Here is a 17,427-nt window from a genome sequence, read left to right as displayed (position 1 = left end):
GTCTACCTAACAACAGTTTGCTCGGAAGGGATCAAAAGTGTTGGGCAAGACGTTTGAGACATTCCCATCGACCAGCCCCCAAAACCTGCCAAAACCAATAACGCCACCATTGGTCCCACAGCATGATGCGTTGTCTCCAAGCTGAACCATTCCCTCCAAGACCGCCAAAAACGCTCACGAGCAAAGCGCTTCCGCTCACGAGACTCTTGTTTGCAACGCCTGCGAAACGACTTCTCGACCCAGCGCTCAAAAGACTGCTTCTTTGTGACCGCCATCTTGCGCTCGACCTCAAGCAACTGGCCAGCTGTAAGTTCAGGGTGAAAAGTGCCGATCAGCTCCAAACTTTTCAGGAACATCTCAACAGCAGCATCCTTGATATCCCTTTGGCTCTCATCCAACAGAGCCCAATCAAGCTCAGGGTAAAAGCGACCACGATTGAGGCTGATCTGGTCTTCACCCAACTGACCGGGCTCCCTTAACCAACGATCGGTGTTGCTGTCAAACCTTCGCCAGTACAGGAAAGGGTTGATATAAACGGTCTTACCCGCAAACTGAATGCTGTCCTGTTGCAAACGGCGGTCTAGCTGTATGTCCTGCTGTTGGGCGACGGTCAAAAGTCTCTAGGCCAGTGGCCCAGGCTATCGAGTCATTCTGAGCTTCACCAGTCCCTCATCACCTCAACAGAATCGACTTTCACTTCAAGGGTGCGAATCAAAAATGTTGAGTGATTCAGATCGCCACAACAAATATGATAAAGGAATTCACAAAATCCCTGGCAAGGACGACTCAGAAAGAATGGTTGATGAGTTCAGCCTTCAGGCATTAAGATATTACAAATAAGCATCTTTGCCATCAACAATAATCAGAAGATAGTTATTCATAACCTCAAAACTTCTGCAAGCTCATTGAAAGCCAATACATTCAAGTGAAGCACCTAAATCAATAGACCTCTTAAATGTATTGATAAAACGAGCATTGCCCAGCTATAACAAAAACTGTTGTGTAATCCCTATGAATATCATCAGACTTGCCAGGAGCATAATCAAAAGTAGGAACAATAAATTCTATATGTGAATCACCTTCTGAATTAAATGCTGCTGCCATATAGGCATGCACCAAAGTGCCCTGGATCTTAAACAAAACAGATCCATTAATTCCTTGCAAGTATTTATTTTCTACACTAAGGTTTGAAAAATTTATATAGCGCATGCTTGAATATAAAGCCACATGTTCATTTTCTGTGGGCTCCAAATACTCGAACTTTAAAAAAATCTTATTAATCCTCAAACATCTATTTGTACACATTTCATAAACCTCATCAAAAGCCAATATTCGCACTTGTCTTTGTTCACAAAAAGCTTGGGAAGTCCAACCAGTCTTCGAAACTACTGGCAAGAATAGCTTTCTTTCCCCAAAGAATACTCCGTATTCTCTTATGAAATCATGTACTTGTTTATTATTTTGGAGGAAGGTATCTTCCGTAAGTTGTGGGAAATTATAGAATAAGCCTGCATGAGATACGGTCAGCCACTCATATTCAGAAATTACAGCCTGATTTAGGATGTTACAGAAAATTCCTGGATCTCTTTCCTCAAGATAATGAATATTTTCGGACCTGCATTCCTGAGAAAGATAATAGCAATCATCCCCTGAAGTGAGTACAGATTGGATTGATGTTATCCAGCAATTTTGACTATCCAGGCCGTTGACAACATAGCCATCGAGCAAATCAGGTGCCAAGCAAGTCTCATACATGAATCAGTAAAGAGATGTTCATAGCTGATTAATCAAATAAACTACATATCTATTCCCACTCTATCGTTCCAGGAGGCTTGCTGGTGATGTCAAGAACAACACGGTTGACACCTCTCACTTCATTGACAATTCGATTGGAGATACGCTCCAAAAGCTCATCAGGCATGCGTGACCAATCCGCTGTCATGCCGTCCTCACTGGACACGCAACGCAAAACAATCGGCCAAGCGTAAGTGCGCTGATCCCCCATCACCCCGACAGAGCGCACGGGCAGCAACACAGCAAAGGCCTGCCATATGTCGTGATAGAGACCTGCATCACGAATTTCTTCGCGAACAATCAAATCGGCATCACGCAAACAATTCAACTTCTCGTCGGTCACTTCACCAAGAATGCGAATCGCCAAACCTGGGCCAGGGAAGGGATGACGTTGCACAATCTCCTTAGGCAGCCCCAAAGCACGGCCTACTTTTCGCACCTCGTCTTTAAACAATCGCCTCAGCGGCTCCACCAATTTGAACTGCAGATCCTTTGGTAGTCCCCCCACATTGTGATGGCTTTTGATCTTCACAGCCACCCGTTCACCGGTCTTTAGATCAACGTTAGTTCCAGCACTCTCAATCACATCTGGATACAGAGTCCCCTGGGCGAGGTAATCGAATGGACCAAGTCGAGCACTCTCTTCTTCAAACACTCGAATGAATTCGGTACCAATAATTTTACGTTTCTCTTCCGGATCAACAATGCCATTCAACTTAGAAATAAACCGTTGTCTTGCATTGATATATTCAACATTAATATTAAACTTACGGTCAAAGAAATCCATCAAAAACTCAGGCTCGCCTTTACGCATAAACCCCTGATCAATAAACATGCACGTGAGCTGATCTCCAATGGCCTTTTTTAAAAGAAAGGCAAGAGTGGAAGAGTCAACACCACCAGACAAAGCAAGCAACACCCTTTTATCCCCGACTTGAGAACGAACCTGGCTAACGGCTTCTTCAATAAATGCGGTCGTAGTCCAATCCGGTTCACAGCCACAAATGTGATAAACAAAATTTCTAATCAACGACATCCCATCAGTGGAATGAACCACCTCAGGATGAAATTGCACGCCATAAAGAGAACGCGTGTGGTAAGCCACAGCCGCATCTGGTGTATTCGCTGTATGAGCAAGTCGCACAAACCCCTCAGGCAAGGCGCGCACGGAATCACCATGGCTCATCCACATGGTGGACCCATTCTCAACATTGGTGAGCAGATCCGTCGGGTCATCAACTTCAAGAGGAGCCTTGCCGTATTCGGCCTTGCCCGTTGCCATTTCCACCCGACCACCCAGCTGCTGCACCATTAGCTGCATGCCGTAACAGACACCAAGCACAGGAATACCCAAGTCCCAAATGTTCGGATCACAAAGCGGCGCTCTCTCGGCATACACAGAGCTAGGTCCGCCACTCAAAATGATGCCCTTCGGGGCAAGCTGGCGAAGCTCATCGGCTGAGGTGCTATAGCTCATCACCAATGAGTAGACCTCTGTTTCTCGCACCCGACGGGCAATCAGCTCTGAATACTGAGAGCCAAAATCGAGAATGACGATTGCCGGCTGGCGCTGACCTTCAGACTGGGAATTGGACATATCAGCGAAAAAGCTCCTCTGGAGTCAACCAACAGAACGTTCAGGGTAGAGAAAGGCTTATCGGTGAATCCTCAGGGGTCACTCCCAAGACAGCCAACTGTTGAGACCCTTGGGGACCAGCCCAGCGCAACCGTCGCTGACGATCGAAAAGAGCTGCCCCAATAGCTATTGACCATGATCCATAACGGGCAAGGTAGGCAGCGCTGCGATGCTCCACTGTTGCCGCCAGCCGATACCAAAGCTTGCTTACCAGCCCTGGATCTTGAGCTTCCAGCATCTTCAATGCTGCCTCCATGGAATCAGCCTTGCCAAGTTGCCGGATCAGATCCAACGGCAATCCTTCACGCACAGCCATGGCCGTAAGCACCTCCAAACGACCATCTGCCAGATGGTGATGAGTATGAAAAATCCCCCCTGCCAACTTCACCAACTTGCCGTGATACCCCAACAACAACAATTGCTCCACCCCAGCCTCTGCCGCGGCCACGATGACAGGCCCCAACCAATTGCCAATCTTGAGGAGCGGCTGAGCAGCCAACCCCAACTGTCGAGCTAGATCAAGACCATTCTCACCAATCACCAAAGTCATTGCTCCACAAAAATCTGAAGCGGCACTTTGCCGACGTAGTTGCTCAATGGTCTGCTGCAACTGATCAGGAGAGGCGCTGACCTGCACATCCGCCTGGGTACCAATCAAGGCCAAGCCATCCACAACCCCAAAAGCTGCATTACTGGTACGTGCTGCCAAATCTCTACCCCTAGGCAACACAACTTCCAACTGCAGCCCTCTACCCGAAGGCACCAGCGGGTACAAATTACGACTCAAAAGCTCGCGTGCAAATCGAGACACACACGCCTCTCCACCGGACCCCAGCCTGCCAACACCCTTGCCTGCCACGAGATTCAGCCAGGCCTCTGAATGAACATTCAACTCATCATCAACACCAACAACCAACTCCTGCCACTGAACACACACCCAAATCTCCAAACCTCTTGTGAGATCCAGACCTGGACCTGGATCGCAATGGCTGATTGCCAAAGCCTGTTCACCTCCAGCCAAAACCGCTGCAGAGGTGACTGACACAGCAAAAGGTTCGTCGCGATCAGGCAATTCAAGCAACTGAAAACCACTGAAAGGCCTACCAAGCAAAGCTTCGGTAGCAGCTCGGGCCGCAGCCGCAACCCAAACCGGGAGCGTCAACCCCCTTGAATCAGCATCGGCGTGATCGATAAAAAACCCTTGCTTAGGTATTTTTTAGGATGGTTCATTACTAAGCCTTAGGCCGTGCAGGACAAACTCACCCTGATGATCCCGGGTCCTACACCGGTTCCCGAAACAGTACTCAAAGCCATGGGTCGCCACCCCATCGGCCATCGCAGTGGAGAGTTTCAAGCCGTCGTTAGACATACCACCGATCAGCTGCGCTGGCTGCATCAGACCAAATCAGATGTTCTAGTCATCACTGGCAGCGGCACCGCTGCGATGGAAGCAGGAATCATCAATACCCTCAGCTACGGCGACAAGGTTCTCTGCGGCGACAACGGCAAGTTTGGACAGCGCTGGGTAAAGCTGGCTAAGGCTTACGGCCTGGACGTACAAGTGATAAAAGCAGACTGGGGACAACCGTTAGACCCAGAAGCCTTCAAAAGAGCACTGGAAGCAGACAATGGCAAAACAATCAAAGCCGTAATTCTCACCCACTCGGAAACCTCAACTGGGGTCATTAACGACCTTGAAACCATCAGCAAATATGTCCGCACTCACGGCAAAGCACTAACCATCGCTGATTGCGTGACAAGCCTTGGGGCCTGCAATGTACCCATGGATTCTTGGGGTCTAGATGTGGTTGCCTCCGGTTCCCAAAAGGGATACATGATGCCTCCAGGTCTCAGCTTTGTGGCCATGAGTGAACGAGCCTGGCAAGCACATCAACAATCGGATCTACCGAAGTTTTATCTCGATCTGGGGCCTTACCGAAAAACTGCCGCTCAAGACAGCAATCCATTCACCCCTGCTGTGAATCTCTACTTCGCACTGGAATCTGCGCTCGGAATGATGCAGTCAGAAGGACTAGAAGCCATCTTTGAACGTCATGCCCGCCACCGCGCAGCTGCTCAGGCAGGCATGAAGGCCATCTGCCTGCCACTGTATGCAGCTGAAGGACACGGCAGCCCAGCGATCACCGCAGTCGCACCTGAGGGAGTTGATGCAGAGCAACTGCGCAAAACTGTCAAAGAAAAATTCGACATCCTGCTAGCAGGTGGACAGGATCATCTAAAAGGGAAGGTCTTCCGTATCGGCCATCTTGGATTCGTATGTGATAGAGATATCCTCACTGCCATAGCTGCCATCGAATCCACCTTGCAATCTCTTGGCTTGCATAAAGGCAACATGGGAGATGGCCTAGCTGCAGCAGCAGCAATTCTGAGATAACAGTGCTCGCCAACAAAACGAACTAAAGCTGATCTAAACTGATAAAATGCGGGTGTAATTCAGTGGTAGAATGTCAGCTTCCCAAGCTGAACGTCGCCGGTTCGAATCCGGTCACCCGCTTATCAAAGGATTAATCAAAGTTCATAGAATACTCATTGATATTTAACAAACCAAAAACCCTATCTAATGAAAAATAGGATTCAAAACATTATTCAATCCCAATTCAGGATCTGGGCTTGATTAATTGAAGAACTTGTGGACCAACCACTCCTGCACGACGCTCCTGATCTAATGCCTTAAGAATCAAACTGCCAGCAGCCTGAAAATCTCCCGCTTCAGCCTGTGCAGAAGCTCGGTCAAAAAAACCACTCGCGGCTTTCAAGTAAACCTCGCGTTGAATAGAAGCGGAATTCGTGCCCGCTGTTGTTCTCAAAAAAGTAGACGTCAAGACTGCTCAGCTGAACCCCTTGATTGAAAGTTTAACGCGAATTGTCTAGTACAAGCAATATCGAGCATCAAAACAGCAAATGTTGTTGTCCAAATCAGCCAATTGATATGTATAGAAAATATAAGGGGGCTAAATCAGGTTCCTGGCTCCTCAATGTTGCCTCCCATAGTTTCGATCTGAGCTCTTAAGACTGACGCACGAGTCTGGTCACCACGTGTTTCGGCAACAGCCAATGCAAATTCAAGCTTCTCGAGCTGATGCCCCCCCTCATGGAAGGCCTGAAGTCTGATAGAAGATCTCGCTAACGGTGAAAATACTGAGCTGGTAACCCCAGCTTTGCCTGAGGCAGAAATGGTTAAAGCCATGGATGCCTTTCTTTTTATTGTGCACCCGATGCCACCCTCATGCCGCAAGAGTGTCTGGTTCCCCTGACCAAGACTGAGGTTCTTCTCGGGCTTGATCCTCAGCTTGATCAGAACTATCAAGAAGTTCCTGGCACTCTTTTAAGAGCTGCTCAACCCCATCGAGCATCTCCATTTCCTCTGCGGGAATCCTCTGAGATTCGCTCTGCTGTCTCAACTGAAACTCCAAAGCCTCCTGACGCTGCTCCAATTTAACGAGCCTCTGCGATAAAGCAGTGATCGTCTGAACCAGGTCTTCTGCAGTACGAGTAATTCGAAAAGAAACTGACGAGGACATAGCCACAAACAAGTACTTTGTCCCGATGACAACACATGAGGAATAAAGGCTCAAGTCATTAGGCAGATGGTGAGGAGAATCATTTGCGCTCAAAGTATCTGTACTTTTTCAAATCGATCCCATGCCTTCTCTGGCAACGTTGCTGATTTATCTCATGGCAGGAACAGCATTGGGTCTGCTGACATTGCGCACTGGCATTCCAGCAGCACCCCTTGCAGGTGCTCTTTTAGGTGCAGGGCTCGTGAGCATGAGCGGTCGCCTTGATATTGCTGAATGGCCCTCAGGAACACGCACCGCAATTGAAATCGCCATCGGCACGGTGATCGGTACCGGCCTGACCAAAAGCTCCCTAGGGGAGCTGCAAAGCCTCTGGAAACCAGCCCTGCTGATCACTCTGACCCTTGTACTTACTGGGATCGTGATCGGTCTTTGGAGCAGTCGATTACTAGGTATTGACCCTGTGGTTTCACTCCTCGGCGCTGCCCCAGGAGGCATCAGTGGTATGAGTCTGGTAGGTGCGGAATTCGGCGTCGGTGCTGCAGTCGCCACCCTGCATGCTGTGAGATTAATCACCGTACTTTTGGTACTACCCCTTCTGGTGAAGCTATTGGCCCCATTAGGACTCATCGATTCCTGATTAAACCTGGACAGGACTGTTTCAATCGATAAGTTGATCAATACTGTGTTGACTTGCAAGCGATGAATCGAAATCGAAATCGAGTTGCCCTTTCACTCACACTGCTAGGCCTTGTGGGAATCAGTCTTTCTGCCACAGCTGCCCAGTCAGCAACAACTGACGCCGCAAGTAAAGGAGCCCAGATCTACTGCTTCATGCGTAGTAATGGCAATAACCATGAGGTGAGCTGGACTGCCTCTTATGCCCTGATCAAACGCCAGGGAAATAGCCTTTTCAAGACCTCACCAAATCATGCTGCCGTATTAATTACTGAAGCAGTGGTCAACGAACCCAGCAGTTACCCAAACTGCGGTCAATACCTTGGCGATCTATTCGGAAATAGCAAAAACACTTTGTCAGTCGCTGATCAAGAAAGTGGTGATGAGACTGTCATCGACTCCTATAGCTCTGGCAATACCAACACCACCACTCCTTCAAGCACAGATCATGAGCAGCACTACAGCTATTAAATTCCCTCGTTTCCTTGCCAAACTATTTCTGAGCGGGTTGCTTCTTTCCGGTCTGAGCTGCAACAGTCGCTCAGCACCAACCAATCCATCTGCTGACTCGAATATCTCGTCCCAAGCTTGCTTGGAAAATCTTGACCTCAAAGGACTCGACCAAGCCCTACTGCGCTGCAATAGCGTAGTGAGCCAACATCAAAACGACCCTGAACCACTCAACGACCGGTCCCTGATCTACACCCTGCTTGGCCAAACCAATTTGGCTTGTCAAGATGTCTCCAAAGGCTTACAGCTTCTGAATCAACAAGGAGCATCAGCTGATCCGATGGTGCGTCACGAACTAACCGTACGTAAAGACTCCTGCATGCAACATCTCAACATGACTGGCAAAGGCTGACGCTTGAGGCCAACACGACGAGAACCAAGCAATACCTCAATCCGCTCGGCCTTACTAGCTATCAGAGCATCCACCAGCTGATCTGCAAAACCCAGTTGGAACCAGTGACTCGTGAGTCCGCCATCCATCCCCAATCGATGGCAACGATCCTCAGCCTGATCCACATCACCAGGTGTCCAGTGACGTTCAAGCAAAACCACATGCCTGGCGCGATGCAAGGTGTAACCAAGCCCGCCTACTGCATAGGTTGCCAACAAAAGAGAACTCAGCCCTGATTGAAAACGATTCACAGCTTCCTGACGCTGGCCTGAACGCTGACGACCAGTTAACAACTCACCCCCTAAGCGTTGCTGCAAAAGCAACAAAGGACCAACAAAACTGCTGAAAAGGACAACGGCTTGCCCCTCAGCAAGAAGTGCTGCCACAACTGTCTCCACTGCTGGCAGCTTGAACTCCGCTGCGATCTGGCGCAAAGCCGTAAGCACCGCCAGCGATTCCGCATCTGAACGCACCAAACCCTGTTGAACACGATGGCGATAGTTGTCAGTCACAAGAGCTAGACGATGGTCAAAACCACGAGACTCTGGCTCTGTAAGGACAACCCGATGCTCTTGACGACGTTTTGGGGGCAAGCTAAGCAAAGTCTGCTTGCGTCGATGCAGAACCAATGGCCGTGTGAGCTTCCCTAGAGCATCGAGATCACTCGCACCACGTGAATACCAGCGTCGCTGTCCACCTTGATCTCGCCAGTGACCCTGACAAAAACGCTCTTCAAACTTACGTTGATCTCGAGCCAAAGGATGATCAATGGCAGCCAGCAATGGATAAAGCTGATCAGGACGACCATTTTTCATCGGCGTCCCGGTGAGTAACCAAATAGCCCTTAAACGCGGATGCCGCGCAAGCCTTAAAAGAGCCTGAGTTCGTCTTGACTTGATGGACTGGCCGAAATGCGCTTCATCCACCAACAGAAGCGTTCCCGCCGCCGGCAATTCCCTAGGCAGACGAGCCCAGCTATGGATGCATACCGGCAAATCAAGACTTGCAGCTTCGATGCGCCAGTGGTCATGAAGACCCACCGGCGCCACCACCATGACCCGTACATCAGCACATCTCACCATGGCGCGAGCCGCCAAAAGAGAGGTAAGAGTCTTACCAAGACCCATTTCATCAGCCAAGACTGCACCGCGCCGCGCCAACAACCAACGGGCTCCAGAGCACTGATGAGGAAGAGGTCTACGACCATCTTTCAAAACAACCTCAAGGTCTGCATAGCTCACGAGATCGCGATGGGGCGGCATCGGTGGCAAAGGCTGTTCGAACCAACTCAGCCACTGAGCCAAGTCGTCCTGCACCAAAAAACGTGTGCCAAACTGCCTCTGCAAATGTTGAGCCGCAACCAAAGGAAATTCCCAGCCCTGGCGAGTACCACGCCAAATTCCACGAGGCCTCACTTTGCGAAGCTGAGCCTGAGTAACCGCATCGAAAGGGAACACCACCTTGACCAAACCCGCCGCAGTCAGACCCAAATAACAGCTGGAAGACGATTTAGGCGTGAGCTTCACTGCTCAAGGAACACCTAATTTACGCCCCATTGCCTTACTAGCAAGAGCGAAAGCGACCACTGTAAAAAGCAGCGCAAAGCAAGCCAAAATAGATATTTAGACACATTGACTCAAAGAGCATTCGCGGCACACTGCACAAAATCGAGGCACTCGGATGCACAATAGGGACGCGGTTTTCCTCGAAGATCTCTGCCCCAAGTCACGTGTCCGAAGATGGAGAAAATCCCTTCACAACTATACCGCTCAAAGTTGTATCTATTGCGGCAAAACTTCTGAATCAATTGACCATATTTTGCCTCTCAGTCGCGGTGGCTTAAGTATTACTCAAAACTGCGTTCCAGCCTGTCTCTCCTGTAACGGTGACAAATCAGATGCCCATGCCTTCGAGTGGTATAGGCGCCAACGTTTCTATGATCCGCGACGCGCAATGGCCATCCGCGCCTGGATGGATGGCGATCTCAGACTGGCTTTAAGGTTGCTTCAATGGACCCAACCCAACCATAGAGAAGCTCCTGTTATCAGCCAAGATGAAGAATGGATGCCCCAGCTGGCCTAAACCAATCTCACCAGACCTGACAGGCCACCACAGGGTGATGTCTTTGGCAAATAGAAGCCTGCTGCTCAGGTTGCTCCGGAGCGAGAAGCATCGCACCTGTCAACAAAGCCAAAGGCAAGACAAAATGAAAAACCGAACTGATCTGCCGACCTTGAACGATCCTTGGACATGCCCGACGCGGCAGCATGGACACTGAAATCGCGGAAGCACGCAAATAGGAGCTCGCCATGACCAAACCTGGAATATAATACATTTGTACTCATGCTCACAGAACTTGTCAAGCAGAGTCCGCCTCTCCCCACCGGCTCAAAGTTGCTGGTTCTCGGTGGAGGATTCAGTGGCCAGCATGTAGTGGCTCTGGCGAGAGCACTTGGCAGTACTGCTATCTGCAGCCGCAGAGACATCAACAGCCCAGGCGCAGACATGGCATTTGATAGTGCCACCAAGCTGTTGCCAACCACGAAAGTTCTAGAAGGAGTCACTCATTTACTCAGCTGCATACCGCCAGCAGCCGATGGGAAAGATCCAGTACTGACATGCTTGGGCGACCAGCTCAAAGCGTTGCCATTGCAATGGGTTGGCTATCTCTCCACCACAGGGGTTTACGGAGATCGCCAAGGACGCTGGGTCACAGAAATCGATCATCCTCAGCCTCAGCAAGCACGGAGCAAACGAAGATTGGCTTGTGAAGAGGCCTGGCAAGCTTCGGGATTACCCCTGCAGATTCTGCGACTGCCTGGCATCTACGGACCAGGCCGCTCAGTGCTTAAAAGCGTCAACACGGGTCAAAGCAGAATGATCCACAAGCCCAACCAGGTGTTTTCAAGAATTCATGTCGATGACATCGCAGGCGCCATCCTGCACCTAATCCAATGCGCTGCTGATGGACAGCGACCCATCGTGATCAACGTCACCGATGACATGCCAACAGCTTATACAGACGTACTCGGGTTCGCCGCCCAACTACTTGGAAAGTCCCTACCCGAAATTGAGCCGTTTGCAGTTGCCGCTGCACAGATGAATCCCATGGCTCTCTCCTTCTGGCAAGAGAATCGCAGGGTCAGCAATCAGCTCCTATGCCGCGAGCTTGGCTATTCCCTGATGCATCCCAACTATCACTCCGGCCTTAGAGACTGTTATCTGGCAGAAGGTTTCAAGGTCTCACAGACGAATTTTCCTTAGTTGTTGACCGTTCCCGATCCGGACCACCAAGAATGAACTCGTTCCAATTGAAGGGCTTCTCTGGATCGATAAATGTCAACCCGGCATCGCGCAAAAACTGACTCCAATGCACCACCAACCAACCATTCCGCAACCCGGTACCAAAACCAAACAACATCAAACCAAGCAGCAACCAGCGCATCATGGCTATGCCTTCTGAAGGCTTTGACGCTAATCAACTGATCGTTATCGCCATCGGCGATCCCGCTGGCATAGGGATGGAGGTCACCCTAAAGGCCCTCGCTTCACCAAGCTTGCCATCAAAGCTGCATCCCCAGGTGGTTGGCTGTCGAAAAAGCCTGGAACTGACCTATGCCCAATTACAAGCTCAAGGAATCTCTCCCCTAGCCAATCCAAAGAACCTCGATATCAAAGACCTACCCCTGAAGAGCACACTTAAGCCTGGATACCCCACAGCACAGAGTGGAGCCGCAAGCTTTCTATGGTTGACAAAGGCAACAGAACTCCTCTTGACGGGTCGAGCCCGCGCCCTTGTTACCGCTCCCATTGCCAAGCATGCCTGGCATGCAGCAGGCCATCACTATCCCGGTCAAACCGAACGACTTAAAGAACTGGTGGGCGCTGATCAAGCCTCCATGCTCTTCACCGCGATCTCACCTCAAAACGGCTGGCGGTTAAACACTCTGCTAGCAACAACCCATATCCCGCTAGCAGCAGTCCCAAAAGTGCTTACCCCTGAGTTGGTTAGAGCGAAGCTCAACGTACTCAAGGCATTCTGCCAAAGATTCAAAACCGATCCATCCATTGCAGTCGCAGGCCTCAATCCCCACGCTGGCGAGCAAGGCCAACTTGGCCATGAAGAGCTGAAATGGTTGATCCCATTGCTGAACAGATGGAAAACCGAGCACCCTGAGATCCAACTAGACGGTCCTTTACCTCCCGACACATGTTGGCTTTCAGCTGCAAAGGCTTGGCATGGCAACCCATGCGCCCAAACCCCAGACGGCATCCTGGCCTTGTACCACGATCAGGGTCTAATTCCAATGAAGCTGCTGGCTTTCGACTCTGCCGTCAACACCACCCTTGGGCTTCCATTTCTGCGTACCTCACCTGATCACGGCACCGCCTTTGACATTGCCGGAAAGGGATGTGCCAGAGCCGACAGCATGTTGGCCGCCCTCAAAGCAGCCTGGGAACTCACGGAATCTCGCTGATCAGCCAGGCTTAACACGCATCAAAACCTGACCGAACTCAACTGGTGTGCCGTTATCTACAAGGATTTCAACCACCTCGCCACTGACTTCAGATTCCAACTCATTCATCAACTTCATGGCCTCCAAAATACACACGATCTGACCAACACCGATGCGACTGCCGACTTCTACAAAAGAAGATTCCCCAGGGCCAGGAGCCCGATAAAACGTTCCGACCATCGGTGCCGTTACCTCCAGGAAATCAGTTCTGGAACCTGGTACCGCTGGAGGCGGAGTACCAGGTCCGACCATCTCAACTCTCGGTTCTGGAGCCGGTGACGGTATCTCAACGGTCGAAGACAACGGCATCACCGGGGCCACCACTGATGCTGCAGGGATGTTCCGCCTGACCTCAAGACGAAAATCATCGCCCTCAAGGCGAAATTCCTGGATGTCGCTTTCCGCCAAGGCTGCAAGCAACTGGTGCAGTTGATCATGATCGAGCTGCATAGCCATTAGTTCTCGCGACCTAGGTAGCTGTCGTTACGTGTATCAACTTTAATTTTCTCGCCCACAGAAAGAAACAAAGGAACCATCACCTGAGCACCAGTCTCAAGGATGGCGGGCTTAGTACCACCGGTAGCGGTATCACCCTTGACACCAGGATCAGTTTCAGTGATTTCAAGCACCACAGAATTGGGGAGCTCCACCTCAAGAGGATTTCCGTTCCATGAGACCACATTCACCTCCATCCCTTCCTTGAGGTATTTACGACTGTCACCGATCTGCTGCGCTGTAAGCCTGGTTTCCTCATAACTAGACATGTCCATAAAGACATAGTCACCGGACTCCATATACGTGTGTTGAAGGGTCGACTTCTCAAGCAAGGCCTGCGGAAGCATCTCCCCAGCCCTAAAGGTTTTTTCCACCACGCTGCCGCTCTGCACCGCCTTCAACTTGGTACGCACAAATGCTGAACCCTTGCCCGGTTTCACATGCAAAAACTCGACTACACGCCAAACAGAACCGTCTAATTCAATCGAGGTGCCAGTGCGGAAGTCGTTACTTGAGATCATTCCCGCTGAACGGATCAGAGGGATCATACGGCTGTGCCAAAGTCCCAGCACAAGAAGAGTTCCACATGCCAAATACTCCTCTACTGACCAGCCTGGTCACAGTGCTCGCAGTACTTTTACTGAATTGGGGTGATCCTGTTCTCGCTGCTCTGCCAGCTGGAAGTGCAGTGACGGATGGTGCCGCAATCCTGCGAAATGCCCTACCAATCGAACAAAAAGATCTCCGCCAAATGCAAGCCACCCTTGAAGCCACTAGCAAAGTGGTTGGCTCTTCAAAGGGCAATCGCTGGGTTGCCCTAAACGAAGCTGCTGCTTCTAGTCAGTTCCTAGTAATAACCCGCAAAAAGAGCATCCTCGCAGCCATCCCAAAAGCATCTCGAGAACAGGGTGAGGCCCTTTTGGAATCGTTGGGAGAAACGGTCCAGGCCCTGGGGGATGAAGCAAGTAACCAAAACATAGATAGCTTCATCGACCTACGTCGCAAAAGTCTCAAGCAGATCGGTGATCTAGAAGCTCTATTGGTGAATGATTTTCCTTACACCATCCCTGAGGAATTCAACTCACTACCGCGGCTTCTTGGACGAGCAACTGTATCGATCAAAACCACAAAAGGGAATATCACTGCTGTCATTGATGGCTACAACGCCCCGCTAACAGCCGGCGCCTTCGTAGACCTAGCTCTCAAAGGCTTTTATGACGGATTGCCATTCACACGCGCTGAAGACAATTACGTACTACAAAGCGGTGACCCCACAGGACCTGAAAGCGGATACATCGACCCAACAACCAAGAAAGAACGTCAAGTGCCTCTGGAAATCCGTATTCCAGAGGAAGCAACTCCTTTTTATAACCAAACCTTTGAAGACATCGGTCTTTACAAAGCGACACCAGTCCTCCCATTCGCCGCCCTTGGCACACTCGGATGGGCCCATTCCGACCAGGCTATAGACGACGGTTCCTCCCAGTTCTTTCTATTTCTTTATGATGCAGAATTAACTCCAGCGGGTCTCAACTTAGTGGATGGCCGCAATGCAGCCTTTGGCTATGTCGTTGAAGGTACCGAGTTACTTAAAAAACTCGAAGTTGGTGATCAAATCTTATCCATCAAAGTTGTCGATGGAGCCGATCGGCTGAAGCCCCACGCTTGAGGACTTGTGTATGGGCGAAAACCTGGGCCAACTTGGTGAAAACGAACTACTACATCGACTCGCCCGCTTTGCTCCTGCTGGCCAACTTGACGACGACACAGCGCAAGTCCACACCAATGAGGGAGAACTCCTCATTAACACCGATGTCATGGTGGAAGGCATTCACTTCAGCGAAGACACCACGACTCCAAAAGATGTGGGTTGGCGTTGCGTAACCGCCAACCTTTCCGACCTAGCAGCCAGTGGCGTTGATCAGATTCTGGGTATCACTGTCGGACTTGTAGTCCCTCCAGAGACCCCCTGGAACTGGGTAGAAGGCGTTTATTTAGGCATAGAAGCCGCATTGAAACAGTTTGGGGGGACCTTGCTAGGAGGCGACTGCTCCCGAGGGGATCAACGACTACTCGCAATCACCGCCCTGGGCACTCTCGGGCCATTACGGTTGCACCGCTCCCAAGCCCAACCTGGAGATTCTCTTGTCGTCAGCGGTCCCCATGGCCTCAGCCGCCTTGGCCTGGCCCTACTACGCTCAGATCCACTGATAGAAGCAGCCCTGCTGCCAGACAAACTCAAACAAAAAGCGATAGAAGCCCATCAACACCCTCAACCATGTTTGCAGGCGCTCCACGCTCTTCAAACATGTAAGCCTGAACAACTTCCATGGCGAGCTGGGGGCACCGACAGTAGTGACGGACTTCTGGCAGCGGTTCAAGGCCTTTGCAGAAGCAGCGGTTGCCGGGCGATTCTTGATCCAACAGGCCTACCCAAAGACCCTGACTGGCCAATAGGTCAACACTGGGATAGCTGGTGTCTAAACGGCGGAGAAGACTTTGAACTTATTCTCAGCCTGCCACCTCAATGGGCCACCGCTTGGCTGCAAGTTCTTCCATCAAGCCAAGTCATTGGGGTCATGGAAAAAGGCCCACCTCGGGTGGAATGGGCGCATGGCAGAGGAGAAGTAAGCAACTCCTCAAGCTTCAAACATTTCCAATAAAGAAAGACAAAAACCCCTCGCTAATAGGAGGGGTTTGTTACTCAAAAAGAAGCTAGAAGCTCAGAAACAAGTAATCCTCTGAAAGATCACTTCCAATTCTTGGCCACAATCTCAGCGAGATCGACAACCCTCTGGCTATAACCCCACTCGTTGTCATACCAAGCAACCACTTTCACCAAATTGTCGCCAATAGTCATCGTGAGATCCTCATCAACGATGGTGGATTCATTAGTACCGGCGTAGTCACTAGAAACCAAAGGAAGATCACCATATTTAATGATTCCCTTCATGCCACCCTGAGAAGCCGATTTGAGTGCAGCATTCACTTCTTCAGCAGTCGTGGAACGACCGGACTCAAACACCAGATCTACCGCTGAAACGTTTGGGGTTGGAACACGCATGGCAATACCCGTGAGCTTGCCCTTCATCTGTGGATAAACCAAAGCCACAGCCTTGGCAGCGCCAGTTGAGGTCGGAACAATATTCATGGCTGCCGCACGAGCACGGCGAAGATCGCGATGGCTGTTATCGAGGATCCGCTGATCACCGGTGTAGCTATGAATAGTCGTCATCAGGCCCTTATTGATCCCAAAGGTCTGATCAAGCACCTTCACAATTGGTGCCAGGCAATTGGTTGTGCAGCTGGCATTACTGAGAACATTGAAATCACCGTGACGGTACTGATCAGCATTGACGCCCACGACATATGTGCCAACACCATCTCCTTTCCCTGGAGCTGTGAGGATCACTTTCTTCGCACCAGCCTCGATGTGTTTACTAGCCCCGACATCAGTATTGAAAACCCCGGTGGACTCGATCACAAGATCAATACCCCACTCCTTCCAAGGAAGATTCAAGGGGTTGCGATCTGAAAAACACTTAATGGTTTTGCCGTTGATAACAAAAGTGTCATCGGTATAACCGATCTCCGCATCCTTGATCTGTCCAAGAATTGAATCGTACTTAAGCAGATGAGCATTGGTCTTAGGGTCAGAAGTGACGTTGACGCCAACCACTTCAATCCCAGTATTCGCACCACGGCTTAGCCAACAACGCATGAAGTTGCGACCGATTCGGCCGAATCCATTGATCGCAACGCGCAGAGTCATAACAAAAACGGGGAAACCGCAAGGGAAGTGGCCGCCGATCATACAGAAATAGGTTGCACTTTCCGCTGTTCCGGATGAGGAGGCGGCCCATACCT

The 17,427-nt window shown here is 50.5% G+C and carries 22 protein-coding genes and 1 tRNA gene; 10 read left to right on the top strand and 13 right to left on the bottom strand.

Going from position 1 to position 17,427, the window contains the following annotated elements:
- Window positions 1–2: 2 nt before the first annotated feature.
- The 4 genes from SIB74_RS11620 to cbiD form a co-directional block, all read right to left on the bottom strand.
- Window positions 3–614 carry a hypothetical protein gene (locus tag SIB74_RS11620; protein ID WP_063396519.1) on the bottom strand — a complete coding sequence of 204 codons (612 nt, stop codon included), beginning with the start codon at window positions 612–614 and terminating at the stop codon, window positions 3–5.
- 337 nt (window positions 615–951) lie between these two features.
- Window positions 952–1,740 carry a hypothetical protein gene (locus SIB74_RS11615; protein WP_156486156.1) on the bottom strand — a complete coding sequence of 263 codons (789 nt, stop codon included), beginning with the start codon at window positions 1,738–1,740 and terminating at the stop codon, window positions 952–954.
- 64 nt (window positions 1,741–1,804) lie between these two features.
- Entirely contained in the window at window positions 1,805–3,391 is a 1,587-nt protein-coding gene (gene guaA, locus SIB74_RS11610; RefSeq protein ID WP_063396521.1) for a glutamine-hydrolyzing GMP synthase, read from the bottom strand.
- 40 nt (window positions 3,392–3,431) lie between these two features.
- On the bottom strand, window positions 3,432–4,592 hold the full coding sequence (cbiD, locus tag SIB74_RS11605; protein ID WP_063396522.1) for a cobalt-precorrin-5B (C(1))-methyltransferase CbiD: 1,161 nt from the start codon (window positions 4,590–4,592) through the stop codon (window positions 3,432–3,434).
- Window positions 4,593–4,676: 84 nt separating this feature from the next.
- Here cbiD and SIB74_RS11600 point away from each other — a divergent pair, with 84 nt between their 5' ends.
- Together SIB74_RS11600 and SIB74_RS11595 are read left to right on the top strand one after the other, a co-directional pair.
- A complete protein-coding gene (locus SIB74_RS11600; RefSeq protein ID WP_063396523.1) occupies window positions 4,677–5,825 on the top strand; it encodes a pyridoxal-phosphate-dependent aminotransferase family protein in 1,149 nt (382 codons plus the stop codon).
- Window positions 5,826–5,873: 48 nt separating this feature from the next.
- Window positions 5,874–5,945, top strand: a tRNA-Gly gene (locus tag SIB74_RS11595).
- 103 nt (window positions 5,946–6,048) lie between these two features.
- On the opposite strand, the gene SIB74_RS11590 is transcribed toward SIB74_RS11595, so the two are convergent.
- From SIB74_RS11590 to SIB74_RS11580, 3 genes are all read right to left on the bottom strand, one after another.
- On the bottom strand, window positions 6,049–6,273 hold the full coding sequence (locus tag SIB74_RS11590) for a hypothetical protein (protein WP_011129421.1): 225 nt from the start codon (window positions 6,271–6,273) through the stop codon (window positions 6,049–6,051).
- A gap of 134 nt (window positions 6,274–6,407) precedes the next feature.
- On the bottom strand, window positions 6,408–6,638 hold the full coding sequence (locus SIB74_RS11585; RefSeq protein ID WP_041374638.1) for a hypothetical protein: 231 nt from the start codon (window positions 6,636–6,638) through the stop codon (window positions 6,408–6,410).
- A 37-nt stretch (window positions 6,639–6,675) separates the two neighbouring features.
- On the bottom strand, window positions 6,676–6,972 hold the full coding sequence (locus SIB74_RS11580) for a hypothetical protein (RefSeq protein WP_041374637.1): 297 nt from the start codon (window positions 6,970–6,972) through the stop codon (window positions 6,676–6,678).
- A 121-nt stretch (window positions 6,973–7,093) separates the two neighbouring features.
- On the opposite strand from SIB74_RS11580, the gene SIB74_RS11575 reads away from it, so the two are divergent.
- From SIB74_RS11575 to SIB74_RS11565, 3 genes are all read left to right on the top strand, one after another.
- Window positions 7,094–7,609 carry an AbrB family transcriptional regulator gene (locus SIB74_RS11575; protein ID WP_063396524.1) on the top strand — a complete coding sequence of 172 codons (516 nt, stop codon included), beginning with the start codon at window positions 7,094–7,096 and terminating at the stop codon, window positions 7,607–7,609.
- Between the two features lie 62 nt (window positions 7,610–7,671).
- Window positions 7,672–8,118 carry a DUF6554 family protein gene (locus tag SIB74_RS11570; RefSeq protein ID WP_063396525.1) on the top strand — a complete coding sequence of 149 codons (447 nt, stop codon included), beginning with the start codon at window positions 7,672–7,674 and terminating at the stop codon, window positions 8,116–8,118.
- Window positions 8,096–8,509, top strand: coding sequence for a hypothetical protein (locus SIB74_RS11565; protein ID WP_063396526.1), 414 nt, complete (start codon window positions 8,096–8,098; stop codon window positions 8,507–8,509). The genes SIB74_RS11570 and SIB74_RS11565 overlap by 23 nt, the downstream gene beginning before the upstream one ends.
- On the opposite strand, the gene SIB74_RS11560 is transcribed toward SIB74_RS11565, so the two are convergent.
- On the bottom strand, window positions 8,446–10,074 hold the full coding sequence (locus SIB74_RS11560; protein ID WP_197463316.1) for a DEAD/DEAH box helicase: 1,629 nt from the start codon (window positions 10,072–10,074) through the stop codon (window positions 8,446–8,448). The genes SIB74_RS11565 and SIB74_RS11560 overlap by 64 nt on opposite strands.
- Before the next feature lie 154 nt (window positions 10,075–10,228).
- On the opposite strand from SIB74_RS11560, the gene SIB74_RS11555 reads away from it, so the two are divergent.
- Window positions 10,229–10,630, top strand: a complete 402-nt coding sequence (locus SIB74_RS11555) for an HNH endonuclease (RefSeq protein ID WP_063396527.1) — start codon at window positions 10,229–10,231, stop codon at window positions 10,628–10,630.
- A gap of 7 nt (window positions 10,631–10,637) precedes the next feature.
- On the opposite strand, the gene SIB74_RS11550 is transcribed toward SIB74_RS11555, so the two are convergent.
- The gene (locus SIB74_RS11550) at window positions 10,638–10,859 is read right to left on the bottom strand and encodes a serine protease inhibitor (RefSeq protein WP_231906119.1); all 222 of its coding nucleotides are present in this window, start codon (window positions 10,857–10,859) and stop codon (window positions 10,638–10,640) included.
- Window positions 10,860–10,891: 32 nt separating this feature from the next.
- Here SIB74_RS11550 and SIB74_RS11545 point away from each other — a divergent pair, with 32 nt between their 5' ends.
- Window positions 10,892–11,812 (top strand): SDR family oxidoreductase, encoded by a 921-nt coding sequence (locus tag SIB74_RS11545; protein WP_011824724.1) that lies wholly within the window; start codon window positions 10,892–10,894, stop codon window positions 11,810–11,812.
- Here SIB74_RS11545 and SIB74_RS11540 read toward each other — a convergent pair.
- Complete coding sequence (locus SIB74_RS11540; protein WP_063396529.1) at window positions 11,784–11,996, bottom strand: hypothetical protein; 213 nt, start codon at window positions 11,994–11,996, stop codon at window positions 11,784–11,786. The two genes, SIB74_RS11545 and SIB74_RS11540, sit on opposite strands and share 29 nt — an antisense overlap.
- On the opposite strand from SIB74_RS11540, the gene pdxA reads away from it, so the two are divergent.
- A complete protein-coding gene (pdxA, locus tag SIB74_RS11535; protein WP_063396530.1) occupies window positions 11,995–13,026 on the top strand; it encodes a 4-hydroxythreonine-4-phosphate dehydrogenase PdxA in 1,032 nt (343 codons plus the stop codon). The two genes, SIB74_RS11540 and pdxA, sit on opposite strands and share 2 nt — an antisense overlap.
- Here pdxA and accB read toward each other — a convergent pair whose 3' ends face one another.
- Window positions 13,027–13,521 (bottom strand): acetyl-CoA carboxylase biotin carboxyl carrier protein, encoded by a 495-nt coding sequence (gene accB, locus SIB74_RS11530; RefSeq protein ID WP_074159152.1) that lies wholly within the window; start codon window positions 13,519–13,521, stop codon window positions 13,027–13,029.
- On the bottom strand, window positions 13,521–14,081 hold the full coding sequence (gene efp, locus SIB74_RS11525; RefSeq protein WP_011824720.1) for an elongation factor P: 561 nt from the start codon (window positions 14,079–14,081) through the stop codon (window positions 13,521–13,523). The genes accB and efp overlap by 1 nt, the downstream gene beginning before the upstream one ends.
- Before the next feature lie 65 nt (window positions 14,082–14,146).
- Here efp and SIB74_RS11520 point away from each other — a divergent pair, with 65 nt between their 5' ends.
- Window positions 14,147–15,229, top strand: a complete 1,083-nt coding sequence (locus SIB74_RS11520) for a peptidylprolyl isomerase (RefSeq protein WP_063396531.1) — start codon at window positions 14,147–14,149, stop codon at window positions 15,227–15,229.
- Between the two features lie 10 nt (window positions 15,230–15,239).
- Window positions 15,240–16,223: a thiamine-phosphate kinase gene (gene thiL, locus SIB74_RS11515; protein ID WP_063396532.1), complete on the top strand. Its 984-nt coding sequence runs from the start codon at window positions 15,240–15,242 to the stop codon at window positions 16,221–16,223.
- Window positions 16,224–16,309: 86 nt separating this feature from the next.
- Here the strand turns inward: thiL and gap are convergent, their stop codons facing one another.
- Complete coding sequence (gene gap, locus SIB74_RS11510; RefSeq protein WP_063396946.1) at window positions 16,310–17,332, bottom strand: type I glyceraldehyde-3-phosphate dehydrogenase; 1,023 nt, start codon at window positions 17,330–17,332, stop codon at window positions 16,310–16,312.
- Between the last annotated feature and the right edge of the window lie 95 nt (window positions 17,333–17,427).

The sequence above is a fragment of the Prochlorococcus sp. MIT 1306 genome, from assembly GCF_047304515.1.
Lineage (GTDB): Bacteria > Cyanobacteriota > Cyanobacteriia > PCC-6307 > Cyanobiaceae > Prochlorococcus > Prochlorococcus marinus_D.
The sequence above is the reverse complement of the archived record's forward strand: the minus strand, read 5'-3'. Positions and strand labels throughout refer to the sequence as shown.